Annotated in this window: 18 protein-coding genes; 10 read left to right on the top strand and 8 right to left on the bottom strand. The window is 66.9% G+C overall.

The window, feature by feature from the left end:
- Window positions 1–11: 11 nt before the first annotated feature.
- From ABIC66_RS02850 to ABIC66_RS02860, 3 genes are all read left to right on the top strand, one after another.
- Window positions 12–557 (top strand): hypothetical protein, encoded by a 546-nt coding sequence (locus ABIC66_RS02850; RefSeq protein WP_354067871.1) that lies wholly within the window; start codon window positions 12–14, stop codon window positions 555–557.
- Window positions 554–1921 (top strand): MFS transporter, encoded by a 1368-nt coding sequence (locus ABIC66_RS02855; protein WP_354067872.1) that lies wholly within the window; start codon window positions 554–556, stop codon window positions 1919–1921. Before ABIC66_RS02850 ends, ABIC66_RS02855 begins: the two co-directional genes overlap by 4 nt.
- A 140-nt stretch (window positions 1922–2061) precedes the next feature.
- Window positions 2062–2685 carry a response regulator transcription factor gene (locus tag ABIC66_RS02860; protein WP_354067873.1) on the top strand — a complete coding sequence of 208 codons (624 nt, stop codon included), beginning with the start codon at window positions 2062–2064 and terminating at the stop codon, window positions 2683–2685.
- Between the two features lie 68 nt (window positions 2686–2753).
- Here the strand turns inward: ABIC66_RS02860 and ABIC66_RS02865 are convergent, their stop codons facing one another.
- The 8 genes from ABIC66_RS02865 to ABIC66_RS02900 all read right to left on the bottom strand — a co-directional run bounded on the left by ABIC66_RS02865 (window position 2754) and on the right by ABIC66_RS02900 (window position 11550).
- Window positions 2754–3698 carry a copper resistance protein B gene (locus ABIC66_RS02865; protein ID WP_354067874.1) on the bottom strand — a complete coding sequence of 315 codons (945 nt, stop codon included), beginning with the start codon at window positions 3696–3698 and terminating at the stop codon, window positions 2754–2756.
- Window positions 3695–5398 carry a copper resistance system multicopper oxidase gene (locus ABIC66_RS02870; RefSeq protein ID WP_354067875.1) on the bottom strand — a complete coding sequence of 568 codons (1704 nt, stop codon included), beginning with the start codon at window positions 5396–5398 and terminating at the stop codon, window positions 3695–3697. The genes ABIC66_RS02865 and ABIC66_RS02870 overlap by 4 nt, the downstream gene beginning before the upstream one ends.
- A 104-nt stretch (window positions 5399–5502) precedes the next feature.
- Complete coding sequence (locus tag ABIC66_RS02875) at window positions 5503–7023, bottom strand: aldehyde dehydrogenase family protein (RefSeq protein WP_354067876.1); 1521 nt, start codon at window positions 7021–7023, stop codon at window positions 5503–5505.
- Between the two features lie 154 nt (window positions 7024–7177).
- Window positions 7178–7522 (bottom strand): hypothetical protein, encoded by a 345-nt coding sequence (locus ABIC66_RS02880; RefSeq protein ID WP_354067877.1) that lies wholly within the window; start codon window positions 7520–7522, stop codon window positions 7178–7180.
- A 193-nt stretch (window positions 7523–7715) separates the two neighbouring features.
- Entirely contained in the window at window positions 7716–8432 is a 717-nt protein-coding gene (locus tag ABIC66_RS02885; protein WP_354067878.1) for a cytochrome C, read from the bottom strand.
- Entirely contained in the window at window positions 8429–9154 is a 726-nt protein-coding gene (locus ABIC66_RS02890) for a hypothetical protein (RefSeq protein ID WP_354067879.1), read from the bottom strand. The genes ABIC66_RS02885 and ABIC66_RS02890 overlap by 4 nt, the downstream gene beginning before the upstream one ends.
- Complete coding sequence (locus ABIC66_RS02895) at window positions 9154–11100, bottom strand: 2Fe-2S iron-sulfur cluster-binding protein (RefSeq protein ID WP_354067880.1); 1947 nt, start codon at window positions 11098–11100, stop codon at window positions 9154–9156. Before ABIC66_RS02895 ends, ABIC66_RS02890 begins: the two co-directional genes overlap by 1 nt.
- 99 nt (window positions 11101–11199) lie before the next feature.
- Window positions 11200–11550: a hypothetical protein gene (locus tag ABIC66_RS02900; protein WP_354067881.1), complete on the bottom strand. Its 351-nt coding sequence runs from the start codon at window positions 11548–11550 to the stop codon at window positions 11200–11202.
- 297 nt (window positions 11551–11847) lie between these two features.
- On the opposite strand from ABIC66_RS02900, the gene ABIC66_RS02905 reads away from it, so the two are divergent.
- From ABIC66_RS02905 to ABIC66_RS02935, 7 genes are all read left to right on the top strand, one after another.
- A complete protein-coding gene (locus ABIC66_RS02905) occupies window positions 11848–12168 on the top strand; it encodes an STAS domain-containing protein (RefSeq protein ID WP_354067882.1) in 321 nt (106 codons plus the stop codon).
- Window positions 12165–12530 (top strand): response regulator, encoded by a 366-nt coding sequence (locus ABIC66_RS02910; protein WP_252632901.1) that lies wholly within the window; start codon window positions 12165–12167, stop codon window positions 12528–12530. The genes ABIC66_RS02905 and ABIC66_RS02910 overlap by 4 nt, the downstream gene beginning before the upstream one ends.
- A complete protein-coding gene (locus tag ABIC66_RS02915) occupies window positions 12527–14485 on the top strand; it encodes a chemotaxis protein CheA (protein WP_354067883.1) in 1959 nt (652 codons plus the stop codon). The genes ABIC66_RS02910 and ABIC66_RS02915 overlap by 4 nt, the downstream gene beginning before the upstream one ends.
- A 14-nt stretch (window positions 14486–14499) precedes the next feature.
- Window positions 14500–15000 carry a chemotaxis protein CheW gene (locus ABIC66_RS02920; protein ID WP_354067884.1) on the top strand — a complete coding sequence of 167 codons (501 nt, stop codon included), beginning with the start codon at window positions 14500–14502 and terminating at the stop codon, window positions 14998–15000.
- 13 nt (window positions 15001–15013) lie between these two features.
- Entirely contained in the window at window positions 15014–16819 is a 1806-nt protein-coding gene (locus ABIC66_RS02925) for a methyl-accepting chemotaxis protein (protein ID WP_354067885.1), read from the top strand.
- Between the two features lie 99 nt (window positions 16820–16918).
- The gene (locus ABIC66_RS02930) at window positions 16919–18547 is read left to right on the top strand and encodes a methyl-accepting chemotaxis protein (protein ID WP_502910301.1); all 1629 of its coding nucleotides are present in this window, start codon (window positions 16919–16921) and stop codon (window positions 18545–18547) included.
- The gene (locus ABIC66_RS02935) at window positions 18547–19017 is read left to right on the top strand and encodes a chemotaxis protein CheW (RefSeq protein ID WP_354067887.1); all 471 of its coding nucleotides are present in this window, start codon (window positions 18547–18549) and stop codon (window positions 19015–19017) included. The genes ABIC66_RS02930 and ABIC66_RS02935 overlap by 1 nt, the downstream gene beginning before the upstream one ends.
- Window positions 19018–19027 lie beyond the last annotated feature (10 nt).

The raw sequence follows: 19027 nt of genomic DNA on the forward strand, positions 1-19027 counted from the left end.
GAGGAAAGCCAATGCACAGGAACTCGCTTCAAACCTTCATCGCGGATGTTCGGTCCAGCTGGGGGCCGCTCTCGAGCGAACTGATCGCCGATTGCCGGGATCATCTGCGAGCTCTGCTGCATGCCGCTCCGACCGAGGATTGGCTGGCCGCACTGCTCAACGGAAAGCCGGCCAGCCGGGAACTCTATCGCGACGCCGACCATGGCTTCGTGCTGCTGGCCCATACGGAAGAGGCAGGTCTCTATCGTCGACCACACGATCATGGGCGTAGCTGGGTGCTGTACGGCGTCCAGAGCGGCGACATCGAGATGGGCAGCTACGGACGGATAACGGATCCGGACGAGCAGGTGCGCCTGGTTAAACGCGATGCGACCGTGGTTCGACCTGGAACCGCGATGACCTACCTGCCGGGCGATATCCACGACACCCATTGCCGCACCGGCCCCGCCCTGCTCTTTCGCTTCACCGAACGCGACCTGCAGGTCGAAGACAAGCAGGAGCGCCGGATCACGCGCTACGCCGATCAGGACGGTGTGCTTCGGGTGGCTCGGCCATGACCCCATCCAGCCGCTCCGCCGTGGCGATCGCATCGGTGCTGAGCGCCCTGATGCTTGTGGTGCTGGACGCCTCGATCGTGAACGTGGCGCTGCCGACCCTTGCGCGCGACCTACGCGCCTCACCCGCCTCGGTGGTCATGGTCGTCACCGCCTACCAAGCCGGTCTCATCATGGCGCTCCTGCCCTGCGCGGCGCTGGGCGAGAGCCTAGGTCTCCGCCGGGTCTTCATCGGAGGCGTGGCGCTATTCACCGCCACTTCCGGTCTCTGCGCAGTGGCGCCAAACTTGGCGTGTCTGGTGATGGCTCGCCTAGGCCAAGGCCTCGGCGCAGCCGCGGTGATGTCGCTTGGCGTTGCCCTTATGCGCACCATCGTGCCCGCCCACAGGCTAGGCGCCGCCATTGGCTGGAACGCACTGGTGGTCGCCCTCACCTCAGCAGCCGGACCGTCGGTCGGCGCCCTCGTCCTGTCGCTCGCGAGTTGGCCCTGGCTCTTCGCCGTCAACCTGCCGCTCGGTCTCCTGGCGCTCGCCATGGCTGGCGCCATTCCACACGCACCCGGCTCTGCGCGGCGGCTCGACCGGATGAATCTAGCCCTGAGCATGTGCGGGTTCGGCCTGCTGATCATCGGCGCGGAAATGACCGTGAAGGCGCCGGCCATCGCCGTGGCCGCCAGCGCTGGGGCCATTCTGGGCTTGACGACGCTGATCCGGCGCGAGGCGTCTCACGCCGCTCCACTCCTGGCGCTCGACCTTCTCCGCGCGCCCTCGTTCCGGCGATCGGTCATCGCGTCGGTCTGCTGCTTCGTCGGCCAGGGAGCGGGGCTGGTCGCCCTTCCCTTCTACCTCCAGCATGGCCTTGGTCTCAGTCCCCTGGAGACTGGACTCTACATAACGCCGTGGCCGCTGATGGCCGGGGTGTCCGCGACACTGGCCGGGCGCATGGCCAAGCCCTCCACGACGGCCCTGCTGTGCGCGACCGGCTGCGCCTTCCTGTCCGCCGGCCTCTTCATGGCCTCCGTTTGGCCGTTGGCCGAGGCGCCAGCCACTATCATACCCATCGTCATGCTCTGCGGCCTTGGCTTTGGACTGTTCCAGGTCACCAACAACCACAACATGTTCCTTTCGGCTCCGGCGACGCGCAGCGGCGCGGCGGGTGGTTTGCAATCAATGGCGCGTCTGACAGGTCAGACAGCGGGAGTTGTCGTGGTGACGTTACTGTTCAGCCGGCTTGGGCCCGAGAGCGCCCCGCGCGTTGGACTTGCGATTGGAGCCATTCTGACCCTGGCCGCCGGCCTACTCAGCACTCTTCATAAAACCGAGCGCGAAGCGTACGCGCCCATTGCGGGAGCCGATCTCCGGCAGTGACCGGCCTTTGGGTCGCTTCTTGGACCGCATCACCAAGGGAAAGGCGATTTAGGCGCTGACGATTTTGAGGGGGCGGTCCGACTGGATGCGTAACCCCTCTTGTAGCGCTTCCCCGCCAGATCACCCGATGCATGAAGAGAATGAGAGACAAACGAATCGTCCATCTGGTCGACGACGAGGAGGCCATCAGGAAGTCCGCGGGATTCATGCTGCGATCCTCGGGCTATCTCGTGCAAGCCTATGCGTCTGGCGTCGAGTTCCTGAAAGTCGCCCGAAGCGTGGAGGCCGGCTGTGTGCTTCTCGATGTCCGGATGCCCGAAATAGACGGGCTTCAGGTGCAGACCGAGATGGCGGCTCGCGGGATCAACATGCCTGTCGTGGTCTTCACGGGACACGGCGACATCTCGGTCGCCGTTCAGGCCATGAAGGCCGGAGCGATCGACTTCCTCGAGAAACCGTTCGAGAAGGCGGCCTTGCTGGACGCGATCGCGCGCGCGTTCGCTCGCCTCGACAACGCCGACGTTCGGGCGGTGGAAGAGACTGAAGCGTTGGTGCGTGTCGCGGCGCTAACCCCGCGCGAACAGGAGGTCCTGGAAGGGCTGGCCCAAGGCTATCCCAACAAGACCATCGCCTATGATCTAGGCGTGTCTTCGCGAACGGTCGAGGTTCATCGTGCAAGCCTGATGACCAAGCTTGGCGTCCATAGTCTTTCCGACGCCCTGAGGATCGCCTTTGCCGCCGGTATGGGGCGCGCCAAGCGCTAGAGCGTGTAGCCGAAAGTGTGAGCGGTTTCGGCGGCTATCATGCTCTAAATGTTTGATTTAGAGACTTTTTACCACCACAACCGTACGCCGGCGGCGACGCGGCGCTCGTTGATCGCGCCTCCGTCCGCGCGTCGAAAGTCGGCCGTGCCTCCGAACGCTCGCTCCCAGACGAACCCCACATAGGGCGCGAACTTGCGTGTGACTTCGTACCGAAGTCGACCACCCAGTTCCACGTTACTGAGGCCGCTACCCAGCTCGCGATCGCGCGACGGCTTGCTGTAGATATTGGATTCGACCTGCGGCGAGAGGATGAGGCGGTTGCCGAGACGAACGTCGTACGACGCCTTGAACCGGCCGGCGATCCGGCCGTCGTCACCTGCATAGCCGGTCAATTGCACGTCGAACCAGTAAGGCGCCAAACCCTCGAGGCCGACGGCAAGCCAGGTCGTCGCCCCTTTGCCGATGTCCTGGCGAACGCCGAGCAGCGTCCCCCAGAACGGCGATCGGCTGTGCCACCACAGAAGCTCGGCGCTCGATTCCGGGTCGAGCCGTTCACGCGCGGTCTTCAGCCCTTGGCTGCGGATCCACAGCTTGTCGGCGTCCTGCCCCTTGGTCACCAGAAATGACCAGTTCGCGCCCTGCCCTTCGTTTCCGGAAACGAACTCGAGTTCTTCGACCAGGACCTTGGGCGTCGACAACCTGTCGGCCATCTCATAGTTGGGCAGCGTCGAGTTCGCGTATCCGTCCGAATAGTCGTCCGGATTGCGGGCGTCCGCCGGGGCGTGTCCGCCCTGCATCCGGCCCATGTCCGCCGTTTGGCTTCCCGAGGGCTTCACGCTTTCCATGTCGGGCATCGCCATGGCGCCATGGTCCTGATGCTCGGATCGCGCCGGCGGTTCGGCCGCGGGATTGGCAGACGGCCGCTCCGCCTCCTGGGCGAAGGCGGACATCGGCAGAGCGACGGCGCAGGCCAGGCCGATGGCCGCCGCCCTCAAGGTTCGTGGCTGGCTCATGCGACCACGACTTCCCGGAACATCCCGGCCGCCATGTGGTAGAGCAGATGGCAGTGGAACGCCCATCGTCCCACCGCGTCGGCGGTGACGCGAAAGCTGACCCGCTGCGCCGGCTGCACCACGATCGTATGCTTGCGGACCTGGAACGCGCCGTCAGGCGTCTCCAGATCGCTCCACATCCCATGCAGATGCATGGGATGGCTCATCATCGTGTCGTTCACCAGAGTCATGCGCAGCCGCTGGTTCGCCGGAAAATGGAGCGGCTTGGAGTCGTTGAGCTTGACGCCGTCCAGCGCCCAGACGAAGCGCTCCATATTGCCCGTGAGGTGGAGTTCGATCTCGCGCTCAGCGGGGCGCGGGTCAGGATCCGGGGCGTCGGACTTGAGGTCGGCATAGGTCAGAACCCGGTGCGTCCGCTTGCGTAGACCGGCGCCGGGATCGTCGAGGTTGGCGCGCGGATAGTCGACCCGCATGTCGGTGTTCGCGCCATATTCGGTGCGGGCGTGCCGCGCCTTGGGCGGCGTTTCCAGCATCCCATGCGCGCCGGCCGGCATGTCCATGGCCGCCATGGCGCCCATCATGTCGACCGGGTCCAGCCATGGCCTCGGATCCAGCGCGGGGACGTCTGCGGCCATGCCCGTGCGCGGCGCGACCGTGCCCCGCGCATACCCGGTGCGATCCATCGCCTGCGCGAAGATCGTGTAGGCTCGCTCGTCCGGCATCGTGAAGAGGACGTCGTAGGTTTCTCCGGGTCCAATGCGAAACTCATCGACGGTGACCGGGTGGACCGACTGCCCATCGGTCGAGACAATGGTCAACGGCAGTCCGGGAATGCGCACGTCGAAGAATGTCGCCGTCCCCGCGCCGATGAAGCGAAGCCGGACCAGCTCTCCGGGCAGCGCCACCGCGGTCCAATTGCCGGACGGCGGCGCGCCGTTCAGCAGATAGGCGTAGGTGGTCGCCGAGACGTCGCTGTAGTCCGTCGGGTTCATGCGGGCGCGGCCCCACATGTCCCGCCGCCTGACGGCCTCCCCAAGACCGAGCGCCTTGACGTCCTTGAGGAAATCGCCGGCGGTCGGCTGGGCGAAATTGTAGTAGTCGGACTGCTTCTTCAGATTGAGAAAGACCTGCAGCGGCGGCTCGTCCGTCCAGTCGCTCAGCATGACAACATGGTCCCTCTGAACCTTGTCGCCGACGACCGCCTCGTCCCTTGGAGCGATGATGATCGCGCCGAACAGACCCGTCTGCTCGGCGAGCGTATGCGCGTGGTACCAGTATGTGCCGTGCTGCCTGACTTCGAAGCGATAGGTGAAGGTCTCGCCGGGAGCGATCCCGCCGAAACTAATCCCCGGCACGCCGTCCATGTCGGCGGGAACGATGAGTCCATGCCAATGGATGCTGGTCATCTCGTCGAGGCGATTGGTGACGCGGAGGGTGACCACGTCGCCCTCGCGGAAGCGCAGGGTCGGGCCTGGCGTGGCGCCGTTGACCGCGGTCGCGAAGCGGGGCCGTCCCGTCAGATTGACAGCGATCTTGCTGATCTCGAGCTCGAAGTCGGGGCCGGCGAGTTCGGCCGCCGCGCGCTGGGCCGCAACGGCCCAGGCGGGGTTTCCGAGGAGCGCCAGCGAGGCGCCCATCGCAAGGCCGCCAACGAGCTGGCGCCTTCCGACGGGGGCGGCGGACGAGCGGACGGGAAGCATCGAGGTGGCTTTCAAGCGAATGTCGATGTGATGACCAGCAGCGGCTGGCGAAGGCGCTAGGGCCGCCTTCATTGCCTATTCCCTGGGGCGTCCAGGGCAGCCGATCAGAACAGACCCAGGGGGGCCTCGTCGTACGAGACCAGGAGGTTCTTGGTTTGCTGGTAGTGATCCAGCATCATCTTGTGGTTCTCGCGGCCGAAGCCCGAGGCCTTGTAGCCACCGAACGCCGCGTGGGCCGGGTAGACGTGGTAGCAGTTCGTCCAGACGCGTCCGGCTTGCAGGGCGCGGCCGACGCGATAGGCGTTGTTGCCGTTGCGCGACCAGACGCCGCCGCCAAGGCCGTAGGGCGTGTCATTGGCGATATCGATCGCCTCCTCGACGGTGCTGAACCGCGTCACCGAAAGCACGGGGCCGAAAATCTCTTCCTGGAAGATCCGCATGCGGTTCTCACCGACGAACACCGTCGGTTGGACGAAATAGCCCCGGTCCAGCTCGCCGCCTGGAAGCGCTCGCTCTCCGCCGATCAGGCATTCGGCGCCTTCGGCCTTCCCGATCTCGACGTAGCCGAGGATCTTGTGCAGTTGGTCTTCGGAAGCCTGGGCGCCGACTTGAGTGGCCGCATCCAGCGGGTCGCCCTGACGGATGGCCGCAACGCGGGCCAGCGCCCTTTCCATGAACCTGTCGAAGATCGATTCGTGGACCAGCGCGCGTGACGGACAGGTGCAGACCTCGCCCTTGTTGAACGCGAAAAGCGCAAACCCCTCGAGGGCCTTGTCGAGGAAGCGATCGTCCCGATCCATCACGTCGGGCAGGAAGATGTTGGCCGACTTGCCGCCGAGCTCCATCGTCTGGGGGATCAGGTGGTCGGCGGCGTAGTGCATGATCTGGCGCCCGGTCGTCGTCTCCCCGGTGAAGGAGACCTTGGCGATCCGCGGATTTTCGGCGATCGCGCGACCGACGGTCCCGCCGGGACCGGTCAGCACATTGAGGACGCCGGGCGGCAGGATGTCGGCCGTCAACTCGGCGAAGAGCAAAAGGGTCAGCGGCGTCTGAGACGCGGGCTTGATCACGGTGCAGTTGCCCGCCGCCAAGGCCGGGGCGATTTTCCACGCGGCCATCAGCAGCGGGAAATTCCACGGGATGATCTGGCCGACCACGCCGAGCGGCTCGCGGAAATGATAGGCGATCGTGTCGTCATCGATGGTCGAGATCGCGCCTTCCTCGGCCCGGATGCAGCCGGCGAAATAGCGGAAATGGTCGATCGCCAAGGGAACGTCGGCGGCGCGCGTCTCGCGGATCGGTTTGCCATTGTCGATCGTCTCGGCGAGCGCGAAGAACTCGAGGTTTTCCTCGAGCCGATCGGCGATCCGATTGAGCATTCGCGCGCGATCCGAAGGCGACACCCGGGCCCAGGCCGCCTTGGCGGCGTGGGCGGCGTCGAGGGCGAGCTCCACGTCTTCAGGCCCGGACGAGGCGAAGGCCGCGATGGCGCGCCCGTTGATCGGGCTATGATCGGTGAACGTGGCGCCGCCGAGCGGGGCGACCCATCGCCCACCGATCCAGTTGTCGTAGCGCTCGCGGAAGAGCGGCGTGGATTTCACGGTCTTGATGGCTTGCTCGAACATGACGCCGCTCCTCCAATGTTGATGTCGAACGGTATTCGCTGCCCAGGCGCGAGGTGAATAAGTAGATGTCGCAGGCTGGCGTCCCGCGTCTGAAGTAGGAAATGGCCCGCGCCCCAATGCCGGGGGCGGGCCCTTTCTTCCTCTTAAGCGCCAGTTACATGTCCTTCATCGGCATGGGGGCGTCCGGCTTGTCGGTGGTCGTGCCGGGCGCCTTCTTGTCCTTGCAGCTGGAGCCGTCGCTGCAGCCCATCATCATGCCCGACGAGGCCGGCGGGTTCTTCTTGGCCTTCATGCCGGCCATGCCCGCAGCGTGGTCCTTCATCATCTGCTCGTGCATCTTGCCGCCGCCGTGCTGCATTCCCTGCTGTTGCTGAGGGCTTGGTGTGGCGGTCGTCGCCGGCTTCGCCGGCGCGGGCGTTTGCATGTCGTCTTCGGCGTGTGCGGCCGATCCCAGCGCGAGAAGGCTGAAAGCGGCGATCAGGAGGGAGGTCTTGCGCATGGGATTCTCCAAGAAAATGGGCCGGTTCTGACTGACGGGACGTGGTTTTTCGCCGCCGGTTCAACTTGCGGCCACCATGCGCAGCGGCGATCCGCGGCCATATACGTGGAGTTCACATCAGCGACGCCCGGGGGCGCCGGTCGGCTCAAGAATGGCCACGGCCAGCCTGGCGCTGAGGGCGTCGCCGGCAAAATCAATGGTGATCATACCAGCCTCGCTTGCGGATGTTGTTGAAGCTATCGGTCGTGTGACAGGCGAAGCATTGGTCAACGCGCGCGGTCTCCCCCGCGACCCGCTGCGACACCATGCTGAAATGCATCATCTGGTGACTGGGCGGCGGCTTGTGGCACTCGGCGCATTGGGCCGAGTTGACCGAGGGATGCCGATAGTCCTCGACGCGCCAAGTGCTCACCGTGTGGCAACTGGCGCAGGCCTCGCCGAGTAGGCCCTGGTGCGGGTCCCGGATCGAATGGCAACTGGCGCAGTCCAGGCCGGCGGTTCCGGCATTCCTGGCCGCCGCCGGGATCGTTACGGGATGCTTCCAGAGCTTGGGATCCAGCAGCGCGGAATGGTTCATGCGGGAGACGCCGCGGCCGCCGCCGTGCTCGACGTGGCACGCGGCGCACCCGGCGACCGTCGCGTGGAACTGGGTCGACTGCTTGCCGCCGAAATCCCGCCCGGCATGACAGCTCAGGCACGTCTTGCTCTCCACGCCCTTCAGCGGCGTGTGGCAGGTCGTGCACTGGCCAGCGAAGGTCTGGTGGGCCGCCGAGAGCGGCCCGGGCGAAACCAGGCCTTCAATTACGCCGCTGTTGGCCGGCGTACTGGTCGGCATGACCGCCGGAAAACCGATCAGAACGACCAGCAGCGCCACGACGAACAGGCCAAAGAGCAGGGTCGACTGCTTCATAGCCAACGCAGCCCGTAATAAAGGGCGGCGCCGACATGGAGCAGGATCAGCCCATAGAGGACGACGCCAGCCACGACGTGCAGCAGGCGCCACTTGGCGAACAGCGAACTGGTCGCCGCTTCCGCCCGCACGGCGTATTCGCTGTCCGACAGCGCGGCGGCCAGCGCGACCTTGTCGGCGGGCGCCGGCGCCGTGGGCGGATCGCCCGGCCTGAACAGCAGGCTGGTCAGTCGGCCGAGCGGACGAGGCGGCTCCGCGCCCGAGGGGGGCGGCGGCAGGTTCAGATAGGCCGCCTTGAGCGAGGCCAGCTCGCTCTTGCGGCCACGCAGCGCCCGCGCCAGCTCGGCCAGGAGAAACCGGCCGACGAATCCGCTCAGGACCGTGAGCAGCAGAAGCCCGGTCAGCATCACGCCGAGAGGACTGTCCAGCTTATGCGCCGCGTGAAACAGGGCGAGCAGCGGCGCGAGCACGCCGGCGTAGACATGGACCGCCAAGAGGGTCGGCTTGGCCACGAATCTCGACAGGACGCGGTCGACGACGCCGATGTGCTTGGCCGCGACATAGGGGAGCGTCAACAGCATCGTCAGAACGGCGAGAATGCCGAGCATGCCGCCGGCGAAGCTCCCCGGAAACCGCGACGAGACGTGGAGCACGAACCCCAGCGGGAAGACCAGGATGAAGCCCGCGAGCATCGCCACGAGGATGTCCCCGCGCTCGCGCATCAGGCTTCGACCACCAGCGGCTGGCCGGTCGTCTTGGCCTGGCAGGCCAGGATGTAGCCCTGAGCCTTGTCCTGCGGCGCGAGACCGGACTCGACGGCCATGGTGACCTCGCCGTCGACGAGCTTGGTGACGCAGACGCCGCACTCGCCGACACGACAGGAATAGGGAATCTCGACTCCCGCGCCCTCGGCGGCTTCGAGGACCGTCTGATTGGCGGGCAACGGCGCCGACACCCCTGAAACCGAAAAGGTGATGGTGGCGGCGGTCGTCTCCGCACCGATCGCGACCGGCGACGCTGGCGTCGGACCGGGTTGGGCCACGGGCGCGGCTTGGGTTGGCGGCTCAAGCGGATCCATCGGCAGGGACGCCGGCCCAAAGGCCTCGGTATGGAGCTGCGCCTCGGGGACCCCAAGCTCGGCGAGCTGGGCCTTCATGGCCGCCATCATGGCCGGCGGACCGCAAAGATGAATGCGGCGGCGCGCGAGGTCCGGGACCACGCTGGTGAGCATGTCCTTGGTGAGCGGCCCTTCGGCCCCATGCCACACGGCGCCGGGCGCCCGATGCATGGCGGCGAAGACATGCAGATTGTCGTGACGGCGTTCGAGGCGCTCGATGTCCTCGCGGAAGGCGAACTCTTCGGTCGACCGCGCGCCGTAGAGGAAAAAGATCTCGCCCGGCCAGGCGGTGTCGGTGAGATAGCGCAGGACCGACATCATCGGCGTGATCCCGACGCCGCCCGCGATGAGCACGATGCTGTCGGCGTCGGTCCCCGTGAAGGTGAAGGCGCCGAAGGGGCCGGAGACCTTGACGAGATCTCCGACCTTCACGTGGTCGTGGAGGTAGCGTGAGACGGCCCCCTGCTCTTCGCGCTTCACCGAAAGTTCGGCATAGGCGCGCTGGGTCGGGGACGAGGCGATCGTGTAGGACCGGCGTGCGGACTTGCCAGGTTCCGGCTCCACCTCGACCTGCAGGAACTGCCCGGGGAGGAAGTCGAATGGCAGGCGGTCGGCGGCTGGATCGGCGAACCGGAAGGTCAGTATGGTGGGAGTCTCGCGCAGGATCTGCGCGACTCGCAACACGCCGGTCCAGCTTCTCGGCTTGCGCGGCGCCAGGCTTGCAACGCTGCTTGGGGCCACGGCCTTTGCCGCGCCCAGGGCGGTTGCGGTAGCCGGAGCCGCCGCTTCCCGGCCGCCCCCAGTCGCGCCCCCAGCCGCGCCCCCTGACACAGTCGGCGCCACGGCGACGATCTTGCGGATGCGCTGAAGACGAAACAGTTGCAGGGCGATGAGGCTGGCGCTCAAAAGCGTCAGAAACAGCATCAGCAGCAGGTGCGCCGGCGAAATCCCGAAAGGATGCGCCGTGTGCGCGCCCGACAGGACGGTTCCGACCGAAAGCTGCGTTCGGAACCAATCGGTCGCGAGCGTCGGTCCCGATGCGTCCCCCTCAAGCGCGCTCTTCCCGGCTACACCGCTGGCGTAGAGATCGGCGCCCTCCCGAAGTTTCCGCGCCGCCGCCGCGCGTGCGGTCGAGTCGGAAGCGTGCGCGCCTTCGGCGGCGCCCTCGCTCGCGAGCACAAGGCCGCGATGAACCCTCGCCTCCGCGTCTCTCGCCAACGCCTGGCGAGCCTTCTGATCGAGGTCCGGCAGGGTCAGAAGGCGCGAAAAGAACGGGCCGTTATCCTGGCCGGGGCCGCAACAGCTCGCCGCCGTGTCCATCTTCCTCATCATGCCCGCCATCTCCGCCATGCCAGCGTCCTCGGCCGCGCCGGCCGGCATGGCCGAGGTGGTTGATGGCATGGCGGCGGCGGGCGCAGACCCCGGCGCCATGGCGCCCGTTGGGTCCGCGTCGGCGGTCGCGGGATGATGGGCGGCGTGCTCATCAGCGTCCTGCGCGGACACCGACGCCGCGGAGGCGCTGGCCAGCAGCGCGACCGCGAGGAGCCTCAAGAGGGTTGGCCGTAGGCGCATCGATATCCCCGCTCTTTCGGGATCACATGTCCTTCATCGGCGCCGGCGGGCGTTTGGCGACCGCCCCTCCAAGGTGAGTCAGTTCCGGACCAGCTCGACGATGTCGTGCTTGGCGGGGGCGCCGTCGGCGACGCGCACGTGCGCGAAATGGTCGTCGAAGATATGATCGATGATCACGTGGCCGACGAGATCGCGGCGGTAGGTCGGCGGCGACTTGCCCGGTCCCGGAAGCTGCTTGGCGCGGTAGACTTCGAGGGTCTGGCCGACGGTGGCCCCATCGGCCTTGCCGATGCAGACGACCGGGCCAGCGCCGTCGGTCTCGACGATCGAGCCCCGCATGAAGAGCTTGTGGCCGATACCCTGGGCCAGGGAAGGGGTGGCGCCCAGCATTGCAAGGCCCGCCAGGGCCGCTACGATCGACTTGTTCACGGTTCTCTCCTTTGAGGTTGATTGCCGCTCGGAGACACCGAGGGGAAGAAGCTCTCTTCCTCGTCAGGAGTAAGGTCCAAGGTCCGGGACCCGCATACGTAATGGTCACACCCGATAGGGCGGCGTGGAATCGCGCGCCCATCCGTCGGCCAGCCGACTGCGCCAGCAGGTCGTGACAAATTGCCGCGCTGCCATAGGTTGTCTCATTTACCTTGTTTTAAGGGCGCTCCTACCAAAGTTCTACGCAAGCGAATATTCGCGTAACGGCGATATTTATTTGCTGCAGGGGCGAAATTATTGTCTGACGTCGGAAGAAAATCGATTTCGTTCGCCGGCGAGGTGACGATCTCGAATATTGCTCAAGCTCACGAGCAGCTTGGAGCCTTGCTGCATGAGCAAGAACCCGTGGTTATCCACGTCGAAGACCTCACTGAAATTGATCTGACCTTCATCCAACTTTTGGAATCCGCGCGCCGCAAGGCGGGCGAAATCGGCGTCGGCCTGTCGCTCAACACGCCGGCCACTGGTCCTCTACTGGAAGTCCTGCGGCGCGGCGGGTTCCTCGACGACGAAACCTCCGACCGCGCCACCTTCTGGCTTCAAGGGGCAGCTCAATGACCGCGATCCTCACCGTCGACGATTCCGCCAGTATCCGGCAGGCCATCAAGATCGCGCTGAGCGGCGAAGGCTACGCCGTCACCGAGGCCGTCAACGGCCAGGACGGCCTGGACAAGGGCAGCGCCGGTGGCTTCGACTTGATCGTCACCGACCTGAACATGCCTGTCATGGACGGCTTGGCGATGATCCGCGAGCTGCGCAAGCGCCCCGCCGGGGCCGGCGTGCCGATCCTGTTCCTGACCACCGAGTCCGACGCCGAGATCAAGGCCCAGGCCAAGGCCGCCGGCGCGACCGGGTGGCTGACCAAGCCCTTCGACCCGGAACAGCTGGTCCGGGTCGTCAAGAAGGTCCTCGCCAAGTGAGCGGCCAGGACCCCGTCGAAATCTTCCGCCAGGAAGCCCAGGAGCTGTTCGAGGAGATCGAACAGGGCCTGCTGGACCTGGCGCATCGCCCAGGCGATCGCAATCTGGTCGACGCGGTCTTCCGCGGGCTCCACACTCTGAAGGGCTCTGGGGCCATGTTCGGCTTCGACGCCCTGGCCGCTTTCACCCACCACTGCGAAACCGCCTTTGACCGCGTCCGCAAGGGCGAGGTCGCCGCGACGTCCGAGCTGGTCGGCGCCGTCCTGGCTTGTCAGGACCACATGCGCGCCCTCGCCGACGGACGCCCCGCCGAACAGGCCGCGGGCGACCTCCTGCTGGCCGAGTTGCATCGCGTGGTCGCCAGCGCCGGTGGTCCGGCCGCCGCGTCCGCCGCGCCCGGCCTCAATACCTGGCGCGTGAAATTCAGCCTGCCGGCCGACGCTCTGGTCAACGGCACGCGTCCCCTGCCCCTGCTCGACGAGCTGCGCGAACTGGGCGAGTGCACGGTGACCGCCCTCACCGACGCCGTGCCCGACTTCGACGTCCTCGTCCCGACCGAATGCCACCTGGCCTGGGACGTGACCCTGGTCACCCCGCACGGTCGCGATGCGATCGAGGATGTCTTCATCTTCGTGATCGACGACATGACCCTGGACATCCAGGACGTGAGCGCCGCGCCCGCTGAGCGCGAAACGCTCCCGGAAGCCGTCGAAGCCGTCGCCGCGCCGCAAACCGCCGCGGTCCAGGTCGAGGCCGCCAACGAGGGCCGCGCCAAGGCCGGCGGCGACACCGTGCGCGTGCCGGCCGAGCGCCTCGATGAGATGATGGACCGGGTCGGCGAACTGGTCATCGCCCAATCGCGCCTGAAGCAACTGGCCGCCAGCAGCAGCGACATCGCCCTGCGCGCCGTCGCCGAGGAAATCGAACGCCTGGCCTCGGAAATGCGCGACACCATGATGGTCGTACGCATGGTGCCGATCGCCCAGTTGTTCGGCCGCTTCCGCCGCCTGATCCACGACCTGGCCCGCGACACCGGCAAGACGATCGAGCTCTCGACCGAGGGCGAGGCCACCGAACTCGACAAGACGGTGATCGAGCGCCTGGCCGATCCGCTGATCCACCTAATCCGCAACTCGGCCGACCACGGCCTGGAAACGCCCGAGCAGCGCCTGGCCGCCGGCAAGCCCGAGGCCGGCCAGATCGTGCTGGCCGCCCGCCAGTCCGGCGCCGAGGTGGTGATCACGATCACCGACGACGGCCGCGGCGTCGACCGCGCCCGGGTCCGCGCCAAGGCCGAGGAAAACGGCCTGATCCAGCCCGGCCAAGTGCTGAGCGACAACGAACTGCTGCAACTGATCTTCGCGCCTGGCTTCTCGACCGCCGCCGCGGTCACCAACCTCTCGGGTCGCGGCGTCGGCATGGACGTCGTCAAGAAGACCATCGAGGGTCTGCGCGGCTCCATCGAACTGACCAGCACCCCGGGTCAGGGCTCGGTCGTCTCGCTGCGTATCCCGCTAACCCTGGCGATCATCGACGGCCTGCTCGTGCGGGTCGGGACCAGCCGCTACGTCATCCCGCTGTCCTCGGTCGAGGAATGCGTGGAGCTGTCGGTCGAGCAGGATCTCCGCTCGACGGGCCGCAGCCTGATCACCCTGCGCGACCAGTTGGTGCCCTTCATCCGCCTTCGGCAGATGTTCGCCACGGGCCTGGAGCCCGACGCCCACCAGAAGATCGTCGTCGTCTCGACCGGTCACGAGCGCGTGGGCCTGGTCGTCGACCAGATCCTCGGCGACCACCAGACCGTCATCAAGGCGTTGTCGGGTTTCCACGCCGAGGTCGGCGCCTTCTCAGGCGCGACCATCCTGGGCGACGGCGGCGTGGCCCTGATCCTCGACATCGGCCACCTCGTGGCCACCGGCCAACGCCAGGACGCGCAACTGCGCGCCGCCAGCTGATGAGGGCCCCGGCCATGACCATCGACACTTCAGGCGCGCCGATCGAGGCCCTGACCTTCGATCTGCGCGGCGAGACCTTCGCCCTGGAGGCCGGCCTCGTGCGCGAGGTCCTGGACCTGCTGCCCGAGACCGGCGTGCCCGGCGCGCCGCCGTTCGTCAGCGCCGTGATCAATTTCCGCGGCCGAATCATCCCGCTGGTCGACCTACGCGTGGCCTTCGACATGGAAGCGACGGCGGCGACCATCGACAGCCGCATCGTGGTGATCGAATACGACCTGGACGGCGAGCCGACCCTGATCGGCCTGCGCGCCGACAAGGTCCACGAAGTCACCACCATCGACCGGGCCATCACCGAGGAGGCGCCGCGCGTGGGCCTCCAGTGGCGCGCTGACTTCATTCGCCTGCTGGCCCGCCGGGACGGCGACGTGATCGTCATCCCCGATCTCGACCAGATCTTCGCCGCGCGCGGCCAATCGACCGTCACCGTCACGCCTTTCAACGCGCTCCAAGCCTGAGCCGGGACCCATCATGCGCTTCACGATTAAACTCAAGCTCGGCCTCGCCTTCGGTCTCCTGATCGTCATGATGACCGCCTCGACGCTGTTCGGCATCAATGCGCTGAACAAGATCAACACGGCTCAGACGGCGATGATCAAGGGCCCTGCGGCCCAGCTTCAGCGCGCTCAATCCGCCAATATCGCCCTGCTGCAGGTTACGCGGGCGCAGAAGAACATGGCCCTGGCCAACGACAACGAAGAGCTGCACGGCCAGAACGAGAAGGCCGACAAGAACCGCAAGATCGTCCAGGCGCTCGTCGAGGAAGGGGTCGCCAAGGCGACATCGCCCGAAGCCAAGGCCAAGTGGGTCGCGCTGGAACAGGAATGGGAATCCTATGCCGCCATTGACCTGAGGATGCGCGACGCCCTGATGAACGGGCGCCGCGCCGAAGCCGTGGGCATGATGCAGACCGTGCAGCGCTCGGTGACCAACGCCGTCTCGCAGCGCGTCGAGGACCTGGTCGCCTACAATGCCCAGCGTCTGGCGATCGCCGACGAGGAAGGCAACCAGACCTACGCCACCGCGCGGAATTTTCTGATTGTCGTGATCGTGGGCTCGCTCCTGATCGCCGCGGCCGCCGCGACCTGGATCTCGCTGACGATCAGCAAGGGCCTGACCAAGGTCGCCGACCTGGCCAGCGCCGTCGCCCTGGGCGACCTGGACCAGCGCGTCGACGTCACCACCAACGACGAGATCAAGGATCTGGTCGACACGGTCAACCGCATGACCGAGAATCTGCGCGCCACGGCCGCCATCGCCGACAAGGTCGCTGACGGTGACCTGACCGTCGAGACCAAGCCGCTGTCGGATAAGGACACCCTGGGCATCGCCCTGCAGCGCATGGTCGAGCGCCTGCGCGGCGTGGTGTCCGACGCGATGTCGGCCTCGGACAACGTCTCGGCCGGCAGCCAGGAGCTGTCGTCGGCCTCGGAGCAGGTCAGCCAGGGCGCCACCGAACAGGCGTCGTCGGCCGAAGAGGCCTCGGCCTCGATGGAAGAAATGGCCGCCAACATCAAGCAGAACGCCGACAACGCCGCCCAGACCGAGAAGATGGCCCGCCAATCGGCCAAGGACGCCGAGGTTTCGGGCGAGGCGGTCAACCGGGCGGTCGAAGCCATGCGAACGATCGCCGAGAAGATCGCCATCGTGCAGGAGATCGCCCGTCAGACCGACCTGCTGGCCCTGAACGCCGCTGTCGAGGCGGCCCGCGCCGGGGAACACGGCCGCGGCTTCGCCGTCGTCGCCTCGGAAGTGCGCAAGCTGGCCGAACGCTCGCAAACCGCCGCCACCGAGATCAGCGCGGTGTCGTCCGACACGGTCAAGGCCGCCCAGTCGGCCGGCGAGATGCTGACAACCCTGGTGCCGAACATCCGCCGCACCGCCGAACTGGTCGCCGAGATCAGCGCCGCCTGCCGCGAACAGGACATCGGGGCCTCGCAGATCAACGAAGCCATCCAGCAGTTGGACAAGGTCACCCAGCAGAACGCCTCGGCCTCCGAGCAGATGTCGGCGACCTCCGAAGAACTGGCCGCCCAGGCCGAGGAGCTGCAAGCCTCGATCGCCTACTTCCGTCTGTCGAACGGCGCCCACGGCGCGCAAAAGCCCGCACCGGTGGTTCGCCTGCCGGCTCGCGCCACGAAGCCCGCGACCAAGGCCGCACCGCGCAAGGCCCCGGCCCGCGCCGTCGCCGTCCAGCAGGCCCGGGTTCAAGGCTTCGCCCTCGACCTGAGCCAAGGCGGTCCGGACGCGGACGACCGCGAATTCACCGAATACTGAACCTGACGGCGACCCAGCGTCGAGCACCGAAGGACCAAGGCCATGCGCTTTACGATAAAACTGCAGCTCGGTCTGGCCTTCGGCCTGATCATTACTCTTATGCTGACGGCGACGCTGTTCGGACTCAAAAGTCTGTCCGAGACCAACAGCGACCTGAACGCGATGGTCGACGGCCCGGCCGTACGTCTGCAAGCCGCCGAGCAGCTGAACATCCACATGCTCAATGTGGCGCGGTTCGAGAAGAACATGGTCCTGGTCGACACGCCCGAGGAGGTCAGAACCCTCGAGAGCTCGATCGAGACGGAAAAGCACGCCTTCGACGCGCTGCTGACCAAGGCCGAGGGCCTGACCACGGTCGAGGGCAAGCCCAAGTGGCAGGCCCTGGGCAGCGCCTGGGAGCGCCTGATCGCGTCCCACGAACGCGTCTACGCCTTGGCCGTCGCCAACAATGACGCCGCCGCGGCAGCCGTCTCGATGGGCGATGGCCGCAAGGCGCTCACCGAAGCCGCCGCCCAGGTGCAGGACCTGGTCGAACTGTCCCAGGCCCAGCTGCAGGCGGCGACCGACAAGGCCGACGAGGATTTCGCCTCGGTCCGCAACAGCCTGATCGTCCTGGCCGTCATCTCGCTGCTGATCGCCGTCGGCGCCGCCCTCTACATCTCGGTCGCGGTCAGCAAGGGCCTCAGCCGCGCTTCGGACGCCGTGCGCGCCGTGGCCGACGGCGACCTGACCAAGACCGTCGCCATCACCACCAAGGATGAGATCGGCGACCTGCTGGGCCACGTCAACGTCATGATCGAGCGCTTGCGCGGCGTGGTCTCCGACGCGATCTCGGCCTCGGAAAACGTCTCGGCCGGCAGCCAGGAGCTATCGGCGGCCTCGGAACAAGTCAGCCAGGGGGCCACCGAACAGGCCTCGTCGGCCGAAGAGGCCTCGGCCTCGATGGAACAGATGGCGGGCAACATCAAACAGAACGCCGACAACGCCGCCCAGACCGAGAAGATCGCTCGCCAGTCGGCGGTCGACGCGGAAACCTCCGGCCAAGCCGTGGCCAAGGCCGTCGACGCGATGCAGACGATCGCCGAGAAGATCACCATCGTCCAGGAAATCGCCCGCCAGACGGACCTGCTGGCCCTGAACGCCGCTGTCGAGGCGGCCCGGGCCGGCGAGCACGGCCGCGGCTTCGCCGTGGTCGCCTCGGAGGTGCGCAAGCTGGCTGAGCGTAGCCAGACCGCCGCCACCGAGATCGGCGCGGTCTCGTCCGAGACCGTCAAGGCCGCCCAGTCGGCCGGAGACATGCTGAAGACTCTCGTTCCCAATATTCGCAAGACCGCCGAGCTGGTCGCCGAGATCAGCGCCGCCTGCCGCGAGCAGGATATCGGGGCTTCGCAGATCAACGAGGCCATTCAGCAGCTCGACAAGGTCACCCAGCAGAACGCCTCGGCGTCCGAGCAGATGTCGGCGACCTCCGAGGAATTGGCCGCCCAGGCCGAGGAACTGCAAACCTCGATCGCCTATTTCCGCACCAGCGCCAATGGCCATGCGCCGCGTCGCCCGACGGCTTCCACGGGCGCCAAGCGCGCAAGCGCGACGATGACCCGTAAGCCGGCCACCACCAAGCCGCGCCAGACGGTCGCCGCCCAGCAGGCCCGCGCCGGCGGCTTCGCCCTCGACCTGACCAACGGCGGCCCGGACGCCGACGACGCCGACTTCCGGGAGTATGCTTGATGGCCGCCGCTGATCGCCAGTTCGTCACCCTAGGTCTCGGCGCCGAGGTCTTCGCGGTTTCGGTCGCCCATGTCCGCGAGATCCTCGACTACCAGGCCCCGTTCGCGATCCCGGAAGGGCCTAGCTATCTGAAGGGCCTGACCGACGTGCGCGGCCGGGGCACGCCGACCATCGACCTACGCCTGAAGCTGGGCCTGCCCCCGATCGCCCCGACCGGCGCGACGCGGATCCTGGTGCTGGACGTGCCGCTCGCCGACCGCGTGCTGTCGCTGGGCCTGATCGCCGACCGGGTGATCGAAGTCGCGGCCTTTTCGGACGACCAGATCGAGGCCGCGCCGGACATCGGCGTGCCGTGGCGCTCGGAATACATCCAGGGCGTCGTGCGTCGGGATACCGGGTTCGTGGTCATCTTCGACCTCTCCCGCCTGCTGACCAGCCAAGACGCCGCCGCGCTCAGCCAAGCCGCCTAGAGCAGCCGAG

Origin of the sequence: Caulobacter sp. 1776, from assembly GCF_040545685.1 — a bacterium.
In the GTDB taxonomy this organism is placed as follows: Bacteria; Pseudomonadota; Alphaproteobacteria; order Caulobacterales; family Caulobacteraceae; genus Caulobacter.

Excerpts from the sequence above, each read along its gene's own strand:
- ABIC66_RS02925 (WP_354067885.1), top strand. The coding sequence starts at position 15,014 with ATGCGCTTCACGATTAAACTCAAGCTCGGCCTCGCCTTCGGTCTCCTG.
- ABIC66_RS02885 (WP_354067878.1), bottom strand. The coding sequence starts at position 8,432 with ATGAAGCAGTCGACCCTGCTCTTTGGCCTGTTCGTCGTGGCGCTGCTG.
- ABIC66_RS02850 (WP_354067871.1), top strand. The coding sequence starts at position 12 with ATGCACAGGAACTCGCTTCAAACCTTCATCGCGGATGTTCGGTCCAGC.
- ABIC66_RS02860 (WP_354067873.1), top strand. The coding sequence starts at position 2,062 with ATGAGAGACAAACGAATCGTCCATCTGGTCGACGACGAGGAGGCCATC.
- ABIC66_RS02910 (WP_252632901.1), top strand. The coding sequence starts at position 12,165 with ATGACCGCGATCCTCACCGTCGACGATTCCGCCAGTATCCGGCAGGCC.
- ABIC66_RS02870 (WP_354067875.1), bottom strand. The coding sequence starts at position 5,398 with ATGCTTCCCGTCCGCTCGTCCGCCGCCCCCGTCGGAAGGCGCCAGCTC.
- ABIC66_RS02890 (WP_354067879.1), bottom strand. The coding sequence starts at position 9,154 with ATGCGCGAGCGCGGGGACATCCTCGTGGCGATGCTCGCGGGCTTCATC.
- ABIC66_RS02880 (WP_354067877.1), bottom strand. The coding sequence starts at position 7,522 with ATGCGCAAGACCTCCCTCCTGATCGCCGCTTTCAGCCTTCTCGCGCTG.
- ABIC66_RS02935 (WP_354067887.1), top strand. The coding sequence starts at position 18,547 with ATGGCCGCCGCTGATCGCCAGTTCGTCACCCTAGGTCTCGGCGCCGAG.
- ABIC66_RS02875 (WP_354067876.1), bottom strand. The coding sequence starts at position 7,023 with ATGTTCGAGCAAGCCATCAAGACCGTGAAATCCACGCCGCTCTTCCGC.
- ABIC66_RS02865 (WP_354067874.1), bottom strand. The coding sequence starts at position 3,698 with ATGAGCCAGCCACGAACCTTGAGGGCGGCGGCCATCGGCCTGGCCTGC.
- ABIC66_RS02930 (WP_502910301.1), top strand. The coding sequence starts at position 16,919 with ATGCTGACGGCGACGCTGTTCGGACTCAAAAGTCTGTCCGAGACCAAC.
- ABIC66_RS02920 (WP_354067884.1), top strand. The coding sequence starts at position 14,500 with ATGACCATCGACACTTCAGGCGCGCCGATCGAGGCCCTGACCTTCGAT.
- ABIC66_RS02855 (WP_354067872.1), top strand. The coding sequence starts at position 554 with ATGACCCCATCCAGCCGCTCCGCCGTGGCGATCGCATCGGTGCTGAGC.